Below are 19,927 nucleotides of genomic sequence, written 5' to 3'. Positions count from 1 at the left end.
ATCTTTCGCGTGTCTCAAAATGAAACAGTTGAACTGATCGGGAAATGCTGTACCTTTCCTGTCGGAGGAGAAGCAATGCACATTGCGGGATGCCCTAAACCGGTGGACCAGGTGTCCAGCGTGCTTATCGTGGATGATCATCCGCTGTTCAGCGATGCGTTGGCCGCGGCGTTGCAGCTGAGCTTCGAGAACTGCCGAATTGAAAAAGCCAACACGCTGAAGCAGACACTTGAAATACTTGGCGCAGGCTTCAAGCCCGATCTGATCATGTTCGATCTGAAATTGCCGGACGTAACGGGTATCTCGGGTTTTCAGCAGCTGCGGCAGCGCTGTCCGAATGCGCCGGTTCTGGTGATATCGTCACTGGCATCCGGAGAGCTGGTAAGATCTTTGCTGGACCACGGTGCGATGGGATTTCTGCCGAAAGATACGCCGGCGCAAACCCTGAAACACGCCATTCAGGAGATCACCTCTGGGCGGAGATACGTACCCACCGAATACAACCGCGTCGAAGAGCTGAAGCCATCCGAAAGCACCGTCTACCAATCCAGCCCCGAGCTTTCATCATTGACGCCGCAGCAGGTCAAAATTCTCAAGCTTATCTGCGTGGGCCAATCCAACAAACAGATTGCCTATGAGCTGTCGTTGGCCGAGGCGACGGTCAAGGCGCATATCACCGCTTTGCTGCGCCGCCTTGGGGTGCGCAACCGGACCCAGGCCGCTGTTCTGGTCGACTCGGTTGTCGCCAGACAGTCGCGACACGAACCGGAGGTCAAATCCTTTCTTCAACACTAGGGGGGACACATGCGGGATCTGGAGCATGAACCAAATTTCATTGCGATTGGCCGTTCCGATGATTTGGACCCGACGACCGCCGTTGAAGAAGCCTGCGCTGAAATCGATAGTCTGTCGTCCTGCTTTGTCCTGGCCTTTGTCCCCAGCACTCTTGACCCGGCAGAGGTGTCACGTTGCCTGAACAGAAGACTTGCGGGTGTTCCTGTCTTTGGCTGCACCACCGCAGGTCAAATCACGCGATCGGGTTATGAATCGCATGCGCTTTTGCTGTTGGCCTTTCCAAAGTCCAACTTTCGATGTTCGTCCATTTTGTTCGAGTCGCTCAGGCCGCTCAATTCAATGGAGATCGCTGCCGCAGCGCAGCGGTTGGCCGAAAGATTCCGCCACACGGCGGGGTGGAACAGGCTGGCTCTGGTGTTTACGGATGGATTGTCCAAGCAGGAAGACTTGCTGGTTTCAACGCTGGAAACCGTTCTGGATGGATTGCCGATATTCGGCGGCTCTGCCGGGGATGGCCTTCAATATGAAGAGACGTTCGTTTTTCACGGTGGCAGCGCGCACAACAATGCTGCCGTCCTGTTGCTGATTGAAACCAACCTTGGTTTTCAGGGTATCGGTTTTGATCATTTCCTGCCCATCGGGTCAGAGATCATCATCACCGACGCCAACCCGGAAGAACGCGTGGTCTATGAGATCAACGGGGCGCCGGCAGCGCAGGAATATGCACGATTGGTCGGGTGCGCGGCCGAAGATCTTTCGCCACTGGTATTCGCGGAAAACCCGCTGCTTCTCAGGCAGAACCTCAATTACTATGTGCGTGCCATTCGTGAACCGATGGAGGGGGGATCCCTGTCTTTTCTAGCGGCGATCGATGACGGCCTTATCATGACACTGGGGCGCGGGAAGGAGATCATTGAAACGCTCGAAGCTGGACTGAATGTGCGCGACAACACCGGCGCGGCCCCGGATTTCATTCTTGGATTCGACTGTATTCTGCGGAAACTCGAAATCGAACAGAAGCAGTTGAGCAAACAGGTTTCGGATGTTTTGCAATCCCACCGGGTGGTTGGCTTCAACACCTACGGAGAGCAGCAATCCGGCGTACACATGAACCAGACCTTTGTAGGGGTCGCTTTCTTTGAACCCGAAAAGCGGGAACTGAGCTGACCATGCTTAATCCGGACGACCCGCCAGAGATCCAGATATCCAAACAGGCCAAGATCATTGATGCGCTGATGCGGCGCGCCAACCGTCAGAAAGATGTAGGCCCGTCCGCCTTTCTGGCGTTTCAATCGGCGATAGAGTTGCAGCAGCAGGTGATGAAGCAGAGTCGCGATCTGGAACGCGCGACCACCGAACTTGAAAGCGCCAGATACGAACGCGAACAAACCCGCAAGAGCCTCGTCAAGGCCCTGTCTTCCATGGAAGAAGGGTTTGCGCTGTTCACGGATGGCGAATTGAACCTGTGCAACGAGCTGTTTCAGGCGATCTTCCCGGATATGTCTGATATTGTCGGGCCCGGCCTCAGCCTGGGCCGATTTTTTCTGTTGGTGCAGAACAGCCCCGAATTCGTATCGTCCGACAATGGCATATCGAAAATGCTGGATACGCTTGAGCGAAATTGCCATACCGGGATGGTGTCCAGCGACGTGATCGAACTGCGTGGGGATCGTTGGTATCAGCTCAGCGCACAATACACGTCGCCTCAGAATGTGGTCATTCTGTTGACCGATATCACATCGGTTGTTCGCAGAAACCGTGATGAGAAAGAAACCCTTATTGACCGTCAGGAGGACTACCTTAAGGCGGTTTTCCAGAACATGAGCTCAGGCGTTTGCACGTTTTCGTCAGATACGAAGATCATGATGCACAATGCGCGGTTCCGGGAAATACTGAACCTGCCGCTTTCCGTCTTGCAGGCAAATATGCCAGTGCAAACGCTTTTGGATCTGATGCGGGCGCGTGGGCTGATCAAGGCCGATGATGAACTCAGGATCGGCAAGTGGCAACACGAGCTGAAAAGCCGAGGCTGGTTGCGCAAACGTGTGCGCGACGGATCAGACCGCGTATTGGACATTCAGGTCAACCAACTGCCGGATGGTGGTTTTCTGGTCGAACTGAAAGACGTAACGTTCGAGGCACGCGCGACCGAAACCCTGGAAAACCGAGTTATGGAACGCACGGCAGAGTTGACCCATGCCAACGCCAAGCTGGTTCAGGAATACGAAGAAAAAGCGCGGGTGGAAGAGGCGCTGCGGATTGCAAAGGAACGCGCCGAAGCTGCGGTTTCTTCCAAGACACGATTTCTTGCGGCCGCCAGCCACGATCTGCTTCAACCGATCAATGCCGCAAAACTCATGATCTCGACCCTGCTGGAGATCACGCGTGAAACCGAGCTTCATGAGATGATGGAGCGGTTGGACGGTGCGTTTGGATCTGCTGAACAACTGCTGCACTCATTGCTGGATATATCGCGGCTTGAAACCGCTGACCCGGACACGGTCTCACCGACAGAAGTTAGCCTTGCTACGATGATTGTAGGGATACAGGGCGACCAAACGCTGGTGGCCGAGAGCAAGAATGTGACGCTTGATGTGGTTCCGTGTTCGGAAATCGTGAAATCCGACCCGGTCTATCTGTTGCGCTCGATCCAGAATTTGGTCGTGAATGCCATCCAGTATACCGAACCGGGTGGTCGGGTTCTGGTGGGGTGCCGCAGGCGCGGCGACAAGGTCATTTTGCAGGTCTGGGATACGGGTATCGGGATCGCACGCAAAGACCAGGAACGCGTGTTCGAGGAATTCACGCGGGCCGAAAACGTGCCATTGGGGTCCGGCATGGGGCTGGGTTTGTCCGTCGTGGACCGCGCCTGCCGGTTGTTGGGTCATAAGCTGTCGCTGCGGTCCAAACCTGGCATTGGTTCAGTGTTCAGCATAGAAATGGACAGGGTCGAAACCGGGCCAAGCACCATCGAACCCTTGGATCTTCTGGCCAATACGGGCGACGTGCCGTTGGATTTCATCATTCTGGTGATTGAAAACGACCGCGACGTTCTTTTTGGAACAACGCAGTGGCTGGAACAGAACGGCGCCAGTGTTCTGCCGGCCCGGTCGCCGAAGGAAGCGCTGCAATTCATAAAAGACATCGGAATGCCCCCGGATATCATTCTGGCCGACTATCAATTGGATGATGGGGAAACTGGCGTGATGGCCATTCACCGGATCCGAGAGATGACGCAGACTCAAGTTCCGGCGATTCTGATCACGGCTGATCGCAGCGAAGCGTTGCGCAAAGACGGATTGCGGCATGAAATTTCGGTTATGGCGAAACCGGTCAAGCTGCCTCGGCTGCGGTCTTTGATCTTTTGGAAAATACAGAATGCCCTGCACGCGCAAACGCTCAACACCGACAAAAGTCGGCGATGACATGGGGCGATTTGCCCATACTCTCATCCTTGGGAGGGCTAGGTCATGAGAAGGCTTCTTTGCGGCATCGCCGTTTTGTTTCTGAGTTTGAATGCCGTATCTGCGGCATCGGTTGATGCCGAGCAAGCCTATGATTTGCTGTTCCAAAATGGCGTTCTGGACACAATCGAACGTGACAAGGAGTTGATTTATCAACGTACCGTCACAAACCGGATAAGACCCGATGCGGCGGAACGTGATAGTGGTCTTATCTCTCTCAGTTTTTCGGATGACGGGAACGAGATGGCCCATCTGGAATTTCGCCAAGATGACAAACACCGCGCCATGGGTGTTTTTCCGGCCAGCGTCGGCAATCCGATGATCATGGTTTTCTATGAAAGCGCCATACGGGATATGGCCGAGTCCGCCGGAGGCAGCCCGTTTTACATCCGAAATCGTATCAAGGATGCGCTGGTTCAACCTGCCGAGATCGTCGAGGGCGAGGCGGCGATTGGTGGCAAAACCATCCCCGTTCGGACCATTTTCATGCGTCCTTTCGCCGAGGATCCGAACCGCGACCGGATGCAAGGGTTCGGAGACCTGGTTCTTCGCGTCACGGTGTCCGAAGAGGTCCCGGGCTGGTATCTGAGCCTTGTGGCGGAAGCTGTTTCCGAACGTGACGGCACGGCCGTTTATCGATCGGAAATGCGGTTTGAAGGAATGCAGGAGGGTCGCGAATGAAAACGTCAGGCCAAATTCGGGAACGCAGCCGCATGACCTTTAAAGCGCTGGTCGCGGGCATTCTGGCCGCGCCCTTTGCAGCGTCAGCACAAAGCGTTGCGGATCGGCTCAATGACTACCCGACCGCGGCGCGCGCGGATTACGTGTTTGCATGCATGGTCACCAACGGTCAAACCCGCGAGATGCTGGACAGGTGCTCATGCTCGATCGATTTGATCGCTTCGATCCTGCCGTATGAGCAATATGAACAGGCGGAAACGGTTCTGTCGATGCGTCGGGTCGGGGGAGAGCGTATGGCGTTTTTCAAAAGCGCGGTACTGGCCGAAAACATGGTGGCTGACCTGCGCCGGGCGCAGGCAGAAGCCGAGGTTGTCTGTTTCCGATAAACGCAGGCTCGTCCGTCAGCTGGCCGCAGCTTTGGGAAGGTCTTTTTCGAACGTGTTGCCCTCGGTATCCGTTGCCTTGACCGTCAACATGGTCGAGCCGTTGTCATTGTAGGCAAAACGGAAAGCCGGGTTTTCCGAGATCGAGATGCCGCCATCCATCGTGAACAGCAACTCATCCCCCTGCCAGACTTCGATATGGTCGATGAAATGCGCGGGGATGAACAGTTGCGTGACCTGGTCGCGTTGCAGGCCGGAATAGTTCGGGTGGCGGATCATGATTTGAGCTTCTCGGCGTGATGTTGAAATCTGCGCCTCTTCCCCGAAGCTGCGCAGCTTCATCTTGCCCATGGACGCCAATGCGACCTCTGGGTCTTTGCTGGCCGGTGCCGAACAGCCGCCCGATGCTTTGACAAACCGGCCTGTCATTTGAAGCCCGTCCGGCGTTTCAGCGATCACGCGGACATTCGAATATTGGTTCACGCGAACGCGCATCTCGAAATCCAACTGACCCATGGCCGGTGAAAAGCTGAAGACGCCTGCGATCGGGGCCGGGTTTTCGTCGATCACGACGGTAGCAGCGGAAATCCGGACATCGGGATCAAGCTGTTTCAAAACGATCGGCACCGTTGCGGCATCATGCGCCCGGTAAGGGGCGTCCAGCGCAAGCAGCGTGTCCGCGTTCCCGATCTGGGCGTCGCCCACGACATCGTATTGCAGATCCTTCCAGGTTTCGCCTTCGACCAGCGGGTTTTTGATCGGCTGCTGTGCCCATGCAGGCAGGGACAGCGCAAGAGAAAGGATCGCTGCGGGTGCTAGTGCTTTGGCCATGGTGTCTCCTCCGGCAACCGGTGGCCGAGAATGTGCCACAAAATGCGGGGAAAATACATGCCGACGAAAGGCGCGGTGGTTCGGGCAGAGATCTATGCCAATGTTCCGGTCGGAGGGCTGCCATGTTTGAAGCCGTGATTTTGCTATGCGCGCAGGTTGCGACAGAGCCTTGCAGAGAACGACTTTTGCCGGGTTACGAAGCCCGATCCCAGGCTGAATGCGAGCAGAAGCTGATAACAACTCCTCCGCCGCTGTCGGATTGGCGTAGCGGCGCGCCTTTTTGCCAACCCATTGGCCAGGCTCTGGAATTTGAAGAAGCTGCGCCCGGTCTGTTCGTGCATCGCGGCTTGATAGCGGAACCCGACGCGGACAATCTGGGCGACGTGTCCAATATCGGGTTTGTCATTGGCCAGGACAGTGTCGCCGTGATTGACACGGGAACGGCACCGTGGATAGGCGAGGCTGTCTGGCGGGCCATTCGGGCCGAGACGGACAAGCCGGTCAGTCACGTAATTTTGACTCACATGCATCCCGATCACACATTGGGCACAGAGTCTTTGGCCCTTTCAGGTGCGCAGATTGTCGGCCATGTGGGGCTGGAGCGAGCGTTGCTGGACCGGTTGGGCAACTATGTCGAAAGCCTGAGCGCCGCGATCGGCGAAAGCGCCTATGTGGGCGTCGGGCCGATTTCCGTCGACATCGCCGTCGAAACCACGCACGAGATTGATCTGGGCGGGCGTAAACTGATCCTGCGGGCCTGGCCCCGGGCACATACCGGGAATGACTTGACCGTAATGGATGCAAACACCGGCGTCATGTTCACCGGCGATCTTGTATTTCACCGGCACACCCCGGCATTGGATGGTCAACTGATCGGCTGGCGACGCGTCTTGAAACAGATGACCGGGCTTGAGGTCACCCAAATCGTGCCGGGCCATGGTGGGCCGATCCTGGCGTGGCCTGAAGGTGCCGAGGATATGATGCGCTATTTGAACGTGCTGGAAAGCGACACGCGCGACGCAATCGACAGTGGCCAGCGGTTGGGGGATGCGGTTGAAACGATCGCTCAGGAAGAAGCGGTGCACTGGGACTTGTTTGACACCTACAACCCGCGCAATGCAACGGTCGCATTCACCGAACTTGAATGGGAATAGCCCGGTCAGCGAATGGCCCGATCCAGGTTTTTCGCTTCGTTCAGATTGGCCTGATCTGCGCCCTGAACATCAGTCAGCCGCGTTGCCGTCAAATCGGCATTCGTAAAATCGGCACCGGACAAAGTGGCCCCTGTCAGGTCAGCCCCGCCCAATGTGGCCATCGACAAATCGGCATTGGTGAAATTGGCGTTGGGCAATTTGGCAAATTCCAGATCGGCGCGGGACATTTGCGCATCAGTGAAATCCACGTCCGATCCACGAGCCGAGGACAGAACTCCGCGCATAAGCCCCATGGATTGGTTGCGCATGTCGGCCGAAAAATCCGCCCCTTTGAATACTGCCCGGTTCAGATTGGCCTTGGTAAAATCGGCGGCTGTTCTGGCGTTTGTGAAATCCGTATCGCTCAGATTCGCCTGGCTGAGCTGAGTCTGGAACAGCTCGGCCCCGACAAGAGATGCGCCTGAAAGGTTGGCGCCGATCATCCAGGATTGGCTGAGAATCGCGCCGTCCAGAGTCGATCCCGACAAATTGGTGCCGTTCAATGATGTCGCTCGCAGGATCGCGTTGCTGAAATCCAACCCGGACAAGTCGAGATTGTTCAGCCAGACCCGGGTGAAATCGGCGGGCGCGTCGGCCGTTGCAGCCGCAAGCCGGGCCACGACATCGGCGCGGGTCATTTGCGCTTGGGTCATTTTGGGCAGGGTCATGTCAACGCCGCTGAGCGGGGACTGGCCCAGGGCCGAGAGGGGCGACAGCGTCAGAAAGATGATCAATACGTGTTTCATGTGCCCCTCCTTGCCCCGAGGCCGCTGCGTCAACCCTGGTCTGAGGTCAATTGTTGCAGCATTTGCGAAATCGCGAACAGGCGCCGCTCGATGATTTGCGGCGTTTCACACAGATAGGTGATCGAGCGTTGACGGTCAGAATAGATCAGCTGATCCCAATCCAGCTGCTCTTCCAGGGCGTCAACGCGGTCATAGTCGGGCGGGTCGGAGGACAGGGCTTGGTCCATTTCCACCCTGGCCAGATCAATCTTTTCGGCCAGATCGATCTGCTTGAGCGAAAACTCTCCGATCCCCGCGATGATGTGCTTGCGCCTTTTGGACAAGGTGTCAAAGACGCGCTGGAACACCTGACCCAGAATATCCGGATCCCCGTTGTGCCGCGCGGCGAACTCTGCAACCTGGGGCCGAAGGTCTTCCAGTTCGATCCGCCTCAGGGCCAACAGCCCGGCGATTTCGTCGATGTCGGCAGTGTCTTCGGCGGTTTCGCCGTCAACAACCTGATACGGCCACATGAGGCCCAGCGACAGGTCCTCGACCTTGCGCTGAATGCACGGCCATGTTGGATCGGAGAAATCCGCTGCCAAGCCAGGGCCAGCCGCACCCAGACAGGCCAGCGCCAAAACAATGAGCTTGCCGTTTGACATCACAGCTTTCCTCCACGCGGACATCATGCACGGACTCTGCGCGCGAAGTCCATTCAACCCAATACACACCATTGTCTTAATTGTTTGCACGTGGTGCTCGCCCCCATACTCGACCCAAGCTGCCGGACTGCGGTTGATTCCGGTGCCATGGGAGGACAGACGGAGATGAGAACACGCGCGGCGGTTGCTGTGGCGGCAGGCCAACCTCTGGAAATCATGGAGGTTGAGCTGGATGGCCCGAAAGCAGGTGAAGTCCTGATCGAGGTCAAGGCGACCGGTCTATGTCATACGGATGAGTTTACCCGTTCCGGAGATGACCCCGAAGGGATTTTCCCTGCAATTCTGGGCCATGAAGGTGCCGGGGTTGTTCTGGAGGTCGGGGAAGGCGTTACCAGCCTTGCCGTCGGGGATCACGTGATCCCGCTGTACACACCCGAGTGCCGCGAATGCGAATATTGCCTGAACCCCAAGACGAACCTGTGTCAGAAAGTGCGGGCGACTCAGGGTGCCGGTCTGTTGCCGGATGGAACGACGCGGTTCAGCATGTTGGATGGCACACCGATCCATCACTACATGGGCTGTTCGACTTTTGCCAATCACACCGTTGTGCCCGAGATAGCGTTGGCCAAGGTGCGCAAGGACGCGCCGTTTGACAAGATTTGTTACATCGGCTGCGGCGTGACCACCGGCATCGGGGCCGTCATCAACACCGCCAAGGTCGAAATTGGGTCGCGTTGCGTGGTCTTTGGTCTGGGCGGGATCGGCCTGAACGTCATTCAGGGCTGTCGCATGGCGGGCTGTGACCAGATCGTTGGTGTCGACCTGAACGACGGAAAGGCCGAAATTGCGACTCATTTCGGTATGACCGATTTCGTGAACCCCTCGAACGTCAGCGGTGATATCGTGGCGCATCTGGTCGAACTGACCGGCGGCGGTGCGGATTATACCTTTGATGCGACCGGCAATGTCGGCGTGATGCGGACTGCTTTGGAATGCGCACACAAAGGTTGGGGTGAAAGCATCATCATCGGTGTGGCACCCGCTGGCGCCGAGATTTCAACGCGTCCGTTCCAGCTGGTCACCGGCCGGTCATGGCGCGGAACCGCGTTCGGCGGTGCCAAGGGCCGGACGGATGTTCCGAAGATCGTGGATTGGTACATGGCCGGGAAGATCGAGATCGATCCCATGATCACGCACAAGCTGACACTTGATGAAATCAACCACGGCTTTGACCTGATGCACCAGGGTAAGTCGATCCGCGCGGTCGTGGAGTACTGACATGGGTTTGAAAATCATCTCGCAAAACCGCAGTTTCGGAGGGGAGCAGACCGTGTACTCCCACTCGTCCGAGACCTGTGATTGCGAGATGACCTTTGCCGTCTACCTGCCGCCTCAGGCCAAATCCGGCCCTGTGCCGGTGTTGTGGTACTTGTCCGGCCTGACCTGCACCCATGAAAACGCGATGACCAAAGGCGGATTTCAGGAGGCGGCCGCGGATTACGGTGTCGCGGTTGTGTTTCCCGATACGTCCCCGCGTGGTGACAATGTTGCCGATGATGACGCCTATGATCTGGGGCAGGGAGCCGGGTTCTACGTGAACGCCACCCGGGACCCTTGGCGGGCCCATTTCAGGATGTATGACTACATCGTCGACGAATTGCGCGACATAGTACTGAAGAATTTCCCCGTGCAGGATCGCCACGGGATCACGGGCCATTCCATGGGTGGACATGGTGCGATTACGATCGCGATACGCAACGCCGATAAATTCGGGTCTCTTTCGGCATTCGCGCCGATTGCGCACCCGACGCGGTCGGATTGGGGCCGTAAGCAGCTCAGCAGCTATCTGGGTGACGACGAAAACACTTGGGTCGCGCATGACGCCACGCTGCTGCTGGAAGAGCACGGCTGGAAAGGTGACCTGCTGATCGATCAGGGCGCGGATGATCAGTTCCTTGATCTGCTCAAACCCGAAGCTCTGGCCAACATGATGGCCAAACGCCGCCAGCCCGGACAGATCAGAATCCAGGAGGGGTATGACCATTCGTATTTCTTCGTGAACAGTTTTGCGCGCGACCATGTCGAATGGCACGCGGAACGTCTCAGCCAATGAAAATAACAAGGAAAGATTGATAGTGATCAGAACGGTATTCGCAGCAACCTGCCTCATGCTTTCCCCCGCCTTCGCAAGTGCCGATGGCGACCCCGAAGCGGGTGAGAAGGTCTTTCGCAAGTGCAAGGCCTGCCATGCGGTGGGCGAGGGGGCTGAAAACAAGGTGGGGCCGGTGCTGAACGGCATCGTTGGACGTCAGGCCGCAACCGTCGAAGGGTTTGGCTATTCACCGGTGTTGATTTCGCTGTCCGAAGAAGGGCTGGTTTGGACACCCGAAGAACTGGACGCGTTTCTGACGAAACCGCGCGACTATGCGAAGGGGATCAAGATGACCTTCGCCGGGCTGCGAAAAGAGGACGATCGGGCCAACATCATCGCATATCTTGCGACCTTTGAGGACAGCGGGTCGTAGGAGATCGCATTGCTCTCCCACCTAAGCGACCGGAAAACCGTCGGTCGGGGCGAGCATCAACAGACACCGTAATCCGACCTGGGTGAGGTGTTGCAATGCAGAGAGAGATCGCTGCACGAAAGGGAGGAGATTGAATGAAAAATCTATCGCTTTGGACCTCCGGGATTGCCATTGCACTGGCCACCACGGCCTATGCAAATGACGACCTGGTTGCCCAGATGGAGAACGCAAAACAATGGGCGATCCAGACGGGTGACTACAAAAATCAGCGCTATTCCGAACTGGATCAGATCAACGCAGACAATGTAGGTGATCTGCAAGTGGCCTGGACCTTCTCAACCGGTGTTCTGCGCGGGCACGAGGGTTCACCGCTTGTGATTGGTGACATGATGTATGTCCACACGCCGTTCCCGAACATTGTCTATGCTCTGGATCTGGCAAATGAGGGCAAAATCGTCTGGAAGTATGAGCCCAAGCAGGACCCGGACGTGATTCCGGTCATGTGCTGTGACACGGTGAACCGCGGTGTGGCTTATGCGGATGGCAAGATCTTCCTGCATCAGGCCGACACCAAGGTTGTGGCGCTTGATGCCAAGTCCGGGGACGTCGTCTGGGAAGTCCAGAATGGCGACCCGGCGATTGGTGAAACCAACACAGCCACGGTGTTGCCAATCAAGGACAAGGTCATTGTCGGCATCTCGGGTGGCGAATTCGGTGTACGCGGGTCAGTTACGGCCTATGACATGAACTCGGGCGAGCAGGTCTGGCGGGCCTATTCCATGGGGCCGGATTCGGACATTCTTGTTGATCCGGAAAAGACCACCCATCTGGGTAAGCCGGTTGGCGCGGACTCGGGTACAAACACCTGGGAAGGCGATCAGTGGAAGATTGGCGGCGGCACCACATGGGGCTGGTATTCTGCGGATCTGGACGAGAACCTGATGTACTACGGCACGGGTAACCCATCGACCTGGAACCCGGCGCAGCGCCCGGGCGACAACCGCTGGTCCATGACCATCATGGCGCGTGACATCGACACCGGCGTGGCAAGATGGTTCTACCAGATGACGCCGCATGACGAATGGGACTATGACGGCATCAATGAAATGATCCTCACCGAACAGGAAATTGATGGCGAGCAGCGCAAGTTGCTGACCCATTTCGACCGCAACGGTCTGGCCTACACCATGGACCGCGTCACGGGTGAGCTGCTGGTGGCCGAAAAATTCGACCCGGTTGTGAACTGGACAACTGGCGTCGACATGGATCCCAACAGCGAAACCTATGGCCGCCCGGCCGTGGTTGCGCAGTATTCGACGGAACAGAACGGCGAGGACGTGAACTCGACCGGTATCTGCCCGGCGGCTTTGGGCACCAAAGACCAGCAGCCGGCGTCGTATGACCCGAACCTTGGTCTGTTCCTCGTGCCAACGAACCACGTTTGCATGGACTACGAGCCGTTCCGTGTCAGCTACACTGCCGGTCAACCCTATGTGGGCGCGACGCTGGCGATGTATCCTGCACCGGATAGCCACGGTGGTATGGGTAACTTCATCGCTTGGGACAACATCAAAGGTGAGATCAAGTGGTCTATACCCGAGCAGTTCTCGGTCTGGTCGGGTTCGCTGACCACCGCAGGAGGCGTCACCTTCTATGGTACACTAGAAGGTTACATCAAGGCGGTGAATACCGAGACAGGTGAAGAACTTTACAAGTTCAAAACACCCTCTGGTATCATCGGCAACGTGATGACGTACGAGCAAGGTGGCAAGCAGTATATCGGCATCCTGTCAGGTGTCGGTGGCTGGGCCGGTATTGGTCTGGCGGCTGGTTTGACCAACCCGAATGACGGGCTGGGCGCCGTGGGTGGCTATGCCGCACTCAGCGACTATACCGCGCTGGGCGGTCAGCTCACCGTGTTCGCATTGCCGAACTAAGCCAAAGATCTGGCCGGCGCGGTTCAATCGGACCGCGCCGGTTTTCACTTGAAAAGAAACGAGCGTTCCATGAACCATTCTGTACGTCTTCTGGCATCAATTCTTGCATTGTGCCTTCCTGTTACCGCCATTGCTGACAATCTGGCAGTCGCTTATTCCGAAGATGGACGGTATTACACCGAAGACGATATCCCGACATTCAACGTGGCCGAGGATGGAACCGTGGACTGGATGACATTTTCAGGCTTCCGGCGCTATCACGCAGAATGCCATGTCTGTCATGGCCCTGATGGCGAGGGCTCGACCTATGCGCCGGCTCTGAAAAACTCAGCGCTGGAAATGGATTATTACGACTTCGTTGATATCGTCACCAATGGCCGCCAGGTGGTGAACGCCGCTGAAAACTCGGTGATGCCGGGATTTGGCGACAACCCGAATGTGATGTGCTTTCTTGATGATATCTATGTATATCTCAAAGCCCATGGATCGGGCGCGATCCCGCGTGGCCGCCCTCCCAAGAAAGAGGCGAAATCTGACGTGATCCGCGAGGATGAAGATGCGTGTATGGGCTAAGGCCTGCCTGCCGATTTTCGGACTTTGCGTCTGGCTTTGTCAGGCAGTACCCGTGTCGGCGCAGACGTCTGACCTGGTTTCAAGAACGGCTTTTCGCGTTTGTGCGGATCCAGCCAACTACCCCGTGTCATCCAAGGATCGATCGGGATATGAAAACAAACTGGCCGAATTGATTGCCGAAAAGCTGGAATTGCCCGTGCAATATGTCTGGTTTCCGCAGGCGACAGGCTTCATACGGAACACGCTGGCCGCCAAACGTTGCGATGTGGTGATCGGTTATGCGCAAGGTCATGAGCTGGTGCAGAACACCAACCACTACTACACGTCCGCCTATGCGCTGATCGTGCCGATGGACAGTGATCTGGCCCAGGTGGACAGGCTGAACGATCCCATGCTCAAGGGGAAACAGATCGGGATCGTGGCGGGTACACCGCCCGCGGCTCATATGGCGCGGAACGGGCTGATCGGGCAAGCCAAGCCTTATAACCTCTTCGTTGACCGACGTGTGGAAAGCCCGGCCATCGACATGCTGGATGACCTGCAAACAGGTGAGATCGATGCGGCCATTCTTTGGGGTCCGCTGGGCGGACCACTGGTCAAGGCGGACTATCCTGATTTCAAGGTGATCCCGCTGGTCAAGGAAGAGCTGCCGCCGCGCCTGTTCTATCGCATCACCATGGGCGTACGGCAGGGTGAGAAGGTGTGGCAGAGACAGCTGAATTCCCTGATCCGGCGCAACCAGGACGAGATCAATTCGTTATTGGCCGAGGCTGGTGTTCCCTTGGTGAATGATCTGGGGACCGAGGTTCTGGACCTGTCGCAATGATGCGCGCATCGGTGGCAATTGCGTTGATCTCGACTGCCGCAATAGCGCAGACAGTACCCGAACCAGGTGATTATCGCATGGACCACTACCGCGCGCCGGTGCCGGATCAGATAACCGGCGGGACGGTCATCGGCCCGGAAGAGGCATACGGCCTGTGGCAGGAACAACGCGTCGCGTTCATCGACGTTTTGCCGCAGCCGCCCAAACCGGCCAATCTGCCTGAAGGCACGATCTGGCGCGACAAGCCGCGCGACAGCATTCCGGGATCACTGTGGTTGCCCAATGTCGGCTACGGCGCAATTGCCGATGTTACGGCAGACTATTTTCGAACCGGCCTAGAAGCCAGCACCAATGGCGATATCAACCACGGTCTCGTGTTCTTTTGCTTGGAAGATTGCTGGATGAGCTGGAATGCCGCCCGACGCGCAATCGAATGGGGATACACCAAAGTTTATTGGTTCCCGGAAGGTACCGACGGCTGGGCCTTGTGGGGCTATCCGCTGGAACGGGTAAAGCCAGCCCCAGGCCAACCCGTTGCCGGAGGCGGCTGATCTAAAAACCCGCCAGTTTTTTGTGTAAATGACTGACCGTGCCGTCCGTGTCCGTCATGGTCACGTCAACCGCTTGCGCCCTGCTTGGAACGGAAATGCCGACCCTTGGATTTTCGGACAGTGAAATCGACCCCGTCATCTGGACATACCCCGCGCCATCAAGATCGATATCCACGGTCTCTACATATCGCATCGGAATGAACAGCAGGGAAATCTGATCCATCTGCATACCGGAATGCGACGGGTGATCAATGTTCAGATCCATCTTGTTGGCCCGATCCGCCCCAAGGCTGGACAATCGTGTCCGCGTGTTCAACGCAGGGACGCGGCCCACCAGTTCGGCCTCCATCGTTCCAAGGTTTGCCAACGCCAGTTCCGGATCAGTTCCGGGAGGTGCCGCGCAGGCGCCAAGACCCGAGGTTTTGACAAAAGTTTCCGATACCCAAAGGCGGCCATCCGTGGTTTCGGCGATGACATGCATCGGCGTCGGGCCGTTCACGCGCATGGTCACGTCGAAGTAGAAACTCGGCAATGGTTGTTCCAACTCGAACACGGCAGAAACCGGCATCGGGTTTTCGTCCAGCACCAAAGTCACCTTGGCCACTTTCGTCCCCCGAGGGGCCGCAACCTGAGCCGCCAGTTGAGCCCGCGCATCGTCGGGCGTGCGATAGGGGGCATCAATCGCGATGAACGCATCTCCGTTTTGCATCGGTCGGTCGCCATACAACATCGCTCGGACATTTTCCCATGCCTCGTTGGATGCCCAAACCGGAGCCGCCAGCACACAGAACAGGACTGCAATCAGATGAGAAACTTTCATGGTCGTCCTCCTTGCAGGAACCTGCCAAAGGCACGGGGCCCATCACAGGTTTCCATTGTTTCTAACACCGACAGTGCCTGCGGGTCCACGATGCTGACGGTGTTGTCGAACCAGTTTGCGATGACCAGAAGATCTTCGCCCGCCGTCGCATCAATGCCTTCGGGGTATTCTCCAACATCAATCACGCCCTCATGTTCGAGCGTCGCCAGAGATATGACGCTGAGCGTATTGGCATATTGGTTCGTGACGAACGCCCGGCCGTGGGCGAAGGCGATGCCGTAAGGGCGTTCTCCGACCGGGACCGTTGCGAGGACGGAGCCGGTTTCCGCATCGACCACGCTGACATCATTGCTGCCGACATTGCCGACGAACAGACGCCCATCCGGGTCAAAACGCAGCCCGAAGGGGCGTGATCCAACCGGGCTGCGGTGCAGAGGCTGAAGAGTGTCGGAATCGAAAACCGACACCTGGTCCGCGTCCTTGTCGGCCGACGCCAGAAAACGCCCGTCTTTTGATATCGCAATACCCGCCGGGGCGGCTCCGGTGGGCAACTCGGATTGAACTTTCAGAGTTTCACTGTCCAGCACCCACAGTCGGGAGTTGTACCAGTCCGAGACGAAAACCCGCCCGCGATCCTGATCCAGTGCGATTCCAATCGGCCCCCCTTCAAGCGTGACTTGTGCGATCGTTTCACCGGTCTTGGCAGACAGACGCCTGACCATCTTGCTGTCCGGGGATACGGTGAACAGCGTTTCATCCAGACCAACCGCCACACCCGCAGGCTTGCCAGGTAGGGGCCAGCGGGCCGTTTCCTGCATCCGTGCAAGATCCACCCGGCTCAGTTCCTCACCGTTCTGACAGGTGATGAATGCTGTCTGTGCCAGTGTCGGGCTGCCAGAGAGCGCCAAAAACAACATCAGCGCGTGGCTAACTTGCCGCACCGAACCGCTCGATCAACGCGTCGAGACCCGCCTGATAGACGCCGGTCACGGCGGCAATGGCGGCTTCGTCATTCAACTCGGCCGGAGGATCGTTGTTTGGATACCCGCGATAGAAGGCACCGCGCCATTCGATGATCGAACCACCTCCTTCGCGCGGTTTTACCGTCAGATGCGACGAATAGTTGGTGACTGGCAGCACCTCTACCGCGACCTCGGTGATCCGGTAGGAGTAGCTCATTTTCTCTGCGCTGTACTTATACAGAATTTCATTGATCGTCGGACCGCCTTCTTGGCCAAGTGTCAGCAATCGGGTCGCATCAATCTTATTGCCGCCATTTCCTTCGGTCGCAAACACAGCCGGATGCCACGACATGTCATCAAAGTTCCCGACAACGGCCCAGACTTCTTCTGGTGAGGCTGCGACCTCGGCAGTCAGCGTGATTTTCTGCCGGGTCGGCCCGTGGGCCCAAACCAGACCCGGAACCAGCAGAGCGGCGGTTGCGGCAAGAAGAAATCGTCGATTCATTCCATGTCCTCCCTGAATGCGCAAAGCGTTGGCACACGCTGCGCGCTCGCGGCGTTTCTTCTGTCAGACCTGACATGCGAGCGCACCTCGCTGGTCACCCGCGACACCCTATGAAAAATCGGCGGGTGTCGCGGGAAACCGCAGCAAGATCAACCGTATACGCGCATTCTTATAAAATAAGAATCGAGCTCAATGATGAAGCTGATAGGCTTTGTTTTACAACACGGCCAAAAGTATCGGTTCCGTTTTTCGGGGCGCTATGCCCCGGATGTTTCAACCTGAACTCTGACTTTCAGGCAACGGGAGGACATCTTGAATATTCGCCTGCTGCCGCTGCTTGCGGCGCTTCTTTGGTGTGCATCCGCGATGACCGCGACGGCGCTGGATGTAAAGGCTGCGGTGCTGCGGATCGACTATCCGTCGCTTCTGCCGATCTCGCGTTATGATCTGAAACCGGACGACCTGGGATTTGCCGGTGCCGCGCTTGGGGATGAGGATAACGGAACCACGGGTGGATTTCTGGGACATACATACGAGACCGTCACGATGGCCGTTCCTCCGGAAGAGGCTGACGCCGCAATGGACCAGATCCTTGCCGGAGGCGTGCGCCTGATCGTCCTTTTGGCCAAGGCGCCTGACATGTTGCGCCTGACGGACAAGGCGGCAGAGTCCGGGGCGCTTGTTTTCAACGCGTCTGCACCTGATGTCGATCTTCGCGACGCAAACTGCCGAGGCAACCTGCTTCATATCGCGCCGTCCCGCGCCATGAAGGCCGATGCGGTCGCTCAGTTTGCCGTCTGGAAGAAATGGGGCGACTGGTTCCTGTTGGCCGGATCCAACCCCGAGGATGTCCAGCTTGCGGACGCGTATCGCCGCGCAGCCAAAAAGTTTGGCGCGAAGATTGCAGAAGATCGAACCTTTGCGGATACCGGTGGGTCTCGTAGAACGGATTCCGGTCACATCCTTGTTCAGCGCCAATTGCCATTGGACACGCAAGATGCGCGAGACCATGACGTTGTGATTGCCGCAGACGAAACTGATTATTTCGCGCGCTATCTGTCCTATCACCTTTGGACCCCGCGCCCCGTGATGGGGTCAGGCGGCTTGCGTCCGACGACGTTTCACGGCGCGCATGAGGCATGGGGCGCGACCCAGTTCCAGACCCGTTTCGAGGATCTGACAGGCCGCTATGTCCGCCCCGAAGACTACAACACCTGGCTTGCACTGCGCGTGATCGGCGAGGCCGTGACCCGTGCCAGTACGGCAGAGCCCGAAGGTGTTCGGGATTACGCTCTGTCGGACGAGTTTGAGCTTGCCGCATTCAAGGGGCAGAAAGTGACATTCCGCGATTGGAACGGGCAGTTGCGTCAGCCGATCCTTCTGTATGACGGGTCGATCACTGTCAGCGTCAGTCCGCAAGAGGGGTTTCTGCACCAGGTCTCACCGCTCGATACGATGGGGTTGGATCGGGCGGAATCCAGCTGTCGCGCATTTGAGTAACCGGAGGTATTGATGAAACGACTGTTGTTGACCGTTGCCTGTGCTGCGCTGACCGCGGGTCCCGTGTTTGCGGGCAAGGCTTTTGTCTCGAACGAGCGGGGCAACACGATTACCGTGGTTGATACCGAAACCTGGGAGGTGATCACCGAATTTCCGGGTGGCAACCGACCGCGCGGGATCACCGTCAGCCCGGATGGCGGCACGCTGTATGTCTGTGCCTCGGATGACAATATCATCCGGGTATTTGATACCGAGACCTATGAGGAACTTCCCAGTTTGCCCTCTGGTCCGGACCCCGAGCTTTTCATTCTCGAACCCTCGGGCAAGCGGCTCTATATTGCCAATGAGGACGACAATCTGGTGACGGTCACCGACACTGAAACCCGCACCATTCTGGCCGAGGTTCCGGTCGGTGTCGAGCCCGAGGGCATGGGGATCAGCCCCGACGCCAAGTTCGTGGTCAACACGTCCGAGACCACCAACATGGCGCATTTCATTTCCACCGAGGATTATTCCATCAAGCATAATGTCCTGGTCGACCAGCGCCCGCGCTATGCCCAGTACACAGCGGATGGAAAGCGCCTGTTCGTGACATCGGAAATCGGTGGAACCGTCACGGTCATGGACATTGCAGAAGACGGGGCGCCGACGGTTGTCGGCAAGATCAGCTTCGAAGTGGCGGGCGTGCAGCCGGAATGGTTGCAGCCGGTCGGTGCCAAGGTGACATCGGATGGCAAACGCCTGTTCGTTGCTTTGGGGCCCGCAAACCGGGTTGCCGTGGTTGACGCGCAAAGTCTTGAAGTGCTGGACTATATCCTGGTGGGGCAGCGGGTCTGGCAGTTGGATTTCACGCCGGACGAAAAATACCTGCTGACCACGAATGGCAATTCAAACGACATCACCATCATCGATGTCGCCTCTGAAAAGGCGATCAAATCGGTGCAGGTCGGGCAACAGCCCTGGGGTGTGGTGACCATTGACTGAAGTTCTG

21 protein-coding genes are annotated in these 19,927 nt (G+C 57.3%); 15 read left to right on the top strand and 6 right to left on the bottom strand.

All coding sequences use genetic code 11. The features are described from left to right. Positions 1-75 precede the first annotated feature (75 nt). The 5 genes from ACR0C6_RS09770 to ACR0C6_RS09750 are packed head-to-tail and all read left to right on the top strand — an operon-like array spanning position 76 to position 5,326. A complete protein-coding gene (locus ACR0C6_RS09770) occupies positions 76-795 on the top strand; it encodes a response regulator (protein ID WP_171118293.1) in 720 nt (239 codons plus the stop codon). A gap of 9 nt (positions 796-804) precedes the next feature. After that, positions 805-1,962, top strand: coding sequence for an FIST N-terminal domain-containing protein (locus ACR0C6_RS09765; RefSeq protein WP_171205907.1), 1,158 nt, complete (start codon positions 805-807; stop codon positions 1,960-1,962). Positions 1,963-1,964: 2 nt separating this feature from the next. Beyond that, entirely contained in the window at positions 1,965-4,220 is a 2,256-nt protein-coding gene (locus tag ACR0C6_RS09760; RefSeq protein WP_480619036.1) for a hybrid sensor histidine kinase/response regulator, read from the top strand. A 45-nt stretch (positions 4,221-4,265) separates the two neighbouring features. After that, a complete protein-coding gene (locus tag ACR0C6_RS09755) occupies positions 4,266-4,940 on the top strand; it encodes a hypothetical protein (RefSeq protein ID WP_171229305.1) in 675 nt (224 codons plus the stop codon). 32 nt (positions 4,941-4,972) lie between these two features. Further along, on the top strand, positions 4,973-5,326 hold the full coding sequence (locus ACR0C6_RS09750; RefSeq protein ID WP_480619247.1) for a hypothetical protein: 354 nt from the start codon (positions 4,973-4,975) through the stop codon (positions 5,324-5,326). Between the two features lie 15 nt (positions 5,327-5,341). Here the strand turns inward: ACR0C6_RS09750 and ACR0C6_RS09745 are convergent, their stop codons facing one another. After that, positions 5,342-6,154 carry a quinoprotein dehydrogenase-associated SoxYZ-like carrier gene (locus tag ACR0C6_RS09745; RefSeq protein WP_480619034.1) on the bottom strand — a complete coding sequence of 271 codons (813 nt, stop codon included), beginning with the start codon at positions 6,152-6,154 and terminating at the stop codon, positions 5,342-5,344. Positions 6,155-6,276: 122 nt separating this feature from the next. On the opposite strand from ACR0C6_RS09745, the gene ACR0C6_RS09740 reads away from it, so the two are divergent. Continuing rightward, positions 6,277-7,308, top strand: coding sequence for a quinoprotein relay system zinc metallohydrolase 2 (locus ACR0C6_RS09740; protein WP_480619033.1), 1,032 nt, complete (start codon positions 6,277-6,279; stop codon positions 7,306-7,308). Positions 7,309-7,313: 5 nt separating this feature from the next. Here the strand turns inward: ACR0C6_RS09740 and ACR0C6_RS09735 are convergent, their stop codons facing one another. Next, positions 7,314-8,093 (bottom strand): pentapeptide repeat-containing protein, encoded by a 780-nt coding sequence (locus ACR0C6_RS09735; RefSeq protein WP_480446221.1) that lies wholly within the window; start codon positions 8,091-8,093, stop codon positions 7,314-7,316. A gap of 29 nt (positions 8,094-8,122) precedes the next feature. Beyond that, the gene (locus ACR0C6_RS09730) at positions 8,123-8,737 is read right to left on the bottom strand and encodes a hypothetical protein (RefSeq protein WP_480619031.1); all 615 of its coding nucleotides are present in this window, start codon (positions 8,735-8,737) and stop codon (positions 8,123-8,125) included. Between the two features lie 165 nt (positions 8,738-8,902). On the opposite strand from ACR0C6_RS09730, the gene ACR0C6_RS09725 reads away from it, so the two are divergent. The 7 genes from ACR0C6_RS09725 to ACR0C6_RS09695 all read left to right on the top strand — a co-directional run bounded on the left by ACR0C6_RS09725 (position 8,903) and on the right by ACR0C6_RS09695 (position 15,149). Next, positions 8,903-10,015 (top strand): S-(hydroxymethyl)glutathione dehydrogenase/class III alcohol dehydrogenase, encoded by a 1,113-nt coding sequence (locus tag ACR0C6_RS09725; protein WP_480619029.1) that lies wholly within the window; start codon positions 8,903-8,905, stop codon positions 10,013-10,015. A gap of 1 nt (position 10,016) precedes the next feature. After that, entirely contained in the window at positions 10,017-10,850 is an 834-nt protein-coding gene (fghA, locus tag ACR0C6_RS09720) for an S-formylglutathione hydrolase (protein WP_217355541.1), read from the top strand. Positions 10,851-10,905: 55 nt separating this feature from the next. Beyond that, positions 10,906-11,262 (top strand): c-type cytochrome, encoded by a 357-nt coding sequence (locus ACR0C6_RS09715; protein ID WP_171229299.1) that lies wholly within the window; start codon positions 10,906-10,908, stop codon positions 11,260-11,262. A 134-nt stretch (positions 11,263-11,396) separates the two neighbouring features. Next, positions 11,397-13,199 carry a methanol/ethanol family PQQ-dependent dehydrogenase gene (locus ACR0C6_RS09710; protein ID WP_480619027.1) on the top strand — a complete coding sequence of 601 codons (1,803 nt, stop codon included), beginning with the start codon at positions 11,397-11,399 and terminating at the stop codon, positions 13,197-13,199. Positions 13,200-13,268: 69 nt separating this feature from the next. Further along, on the top strand, positions 13,269-13,772 hold the full coding sequence (locus ACR0C6_RS09705; RefSeq protein WP_480619025.1) for a c-type cytochrome, methanol metabolism-related: 504 nt from the start codon (positions 13,269-13,271) through the stop codon (positions 13,770-13,772). Beyond that, positions 13,756-14,598: a substrate-binding domain-containing protein gene (locus tag ACR0C6_RS09700; protein ID WP_480619023.1), complete on the top strand. Its 843-nt coding sequence runs from the start codon at positions 13,756-13,758 to the stop codon at positions 14,596-14,598. The genes ACR0C6_RS09705 and ACR0C6_RS09700 overlap by 17 nt, the downstream gene beginning before the upstream one ends. After that, positions 14,595-15,149 carry a PQQ-dependent catabolism-associated CXXCW motif protein gene (locus ACR0C6_RS09695; RefSeq protein WP_480619021.1) on the top strand — a complete coding sequence of 185 codons (555 nt, stop codon included), beginning with the start codon at positions 14,595-14,597 and terminating at the stop codon, positions 15,147-15,149. Before ACR0C6_RS09700 ends, ACR0C6_RS09695 begins: the two co-directional genes overlap by 4 nt. Position 15,150: 1 nt before the next feature. On the opposite strand, the gene ACR0C6_RS09690 is transcribed toward ACR0C6_RS09695, so the two are convergent. The 3 genes from ACR0C6_RS09690 to ACR0C6_RS09680 are packed head-to-tail and all read right to left on the bottom strand — an operon-like array spanning position 15,151 to position 17,436. Further along, entirely contained in the window at positions 15,151-15,969 is an 819-nt protein-coding gene (locus ACR0C6_RS09690; RefSeq protein ID WP_480619019.1) for a quinoprotein dehydrogenase-associated SoxYZ-like carrier, read from the bottom strand. Beyond that, entirely contained in the window at positions 15,966-16,910 is a 945-nt protein-coding gene (locus tag ACR0C6_RS09685) for a YncE family protein (RefSeq protein WP_480446226.1), read from the bottom strand. The genes ACR0C6_RS09690 and ACR0C6_RS09685 overlap by 4 nt, the downstream gene beginning before the upstream one ends. Continuing rightward, complete coding sequence (locus tag ACR0C6_RS09680) at positions 16,897-17,436, bottom strand: SRPBCC family protein (protein ID WP_480446227.1); 540 nt, start codon at positions 17,434-17,436, stop codon at positions 16,897-16,899. The genes ACR0C6_RS09685 and ACR0C6_RS09680 overlap by 14 nt, the downstream gene beginning before the upstream one ends. Positions 17,437-17,802: 366 nt before the next feature. On the opposite strand from ACR0C6_RS09680, the gene ACR0C6_RS09675 reads away from it, so the two are divergent. Next, a complete protein-coding gene (locus ACR0C6_RS09675; RefSeq protein WP_480619245.1) occupies positions 17,803-18,936 on the top strand; it encodes an ABC transporter substrate-binding protein in 1,134 nt (377 codons plus the stop codon). Positions 18,937-18,948: 12 nt separating this feature from the next. After that, positions 18,949-19,920: a YVTN family beta-propeller repeat protein gene (locus tag ACR0C6_RS09670; protein WP_480619017.1), complete on the top strand. Its 972-nt coding sequence runs from the start codon at positions 18,949-18,951 to the stop codon at positions 19,918-19,920. Positions 19,921-19,927 lie beyond the last annotated feature (7 nt).

Source organism: Ruegeria sp. AL12, assembly GCF_056540885.1.
This window is presented reverse-complemented; position numbering and strand designations above follow the sequence as displayed.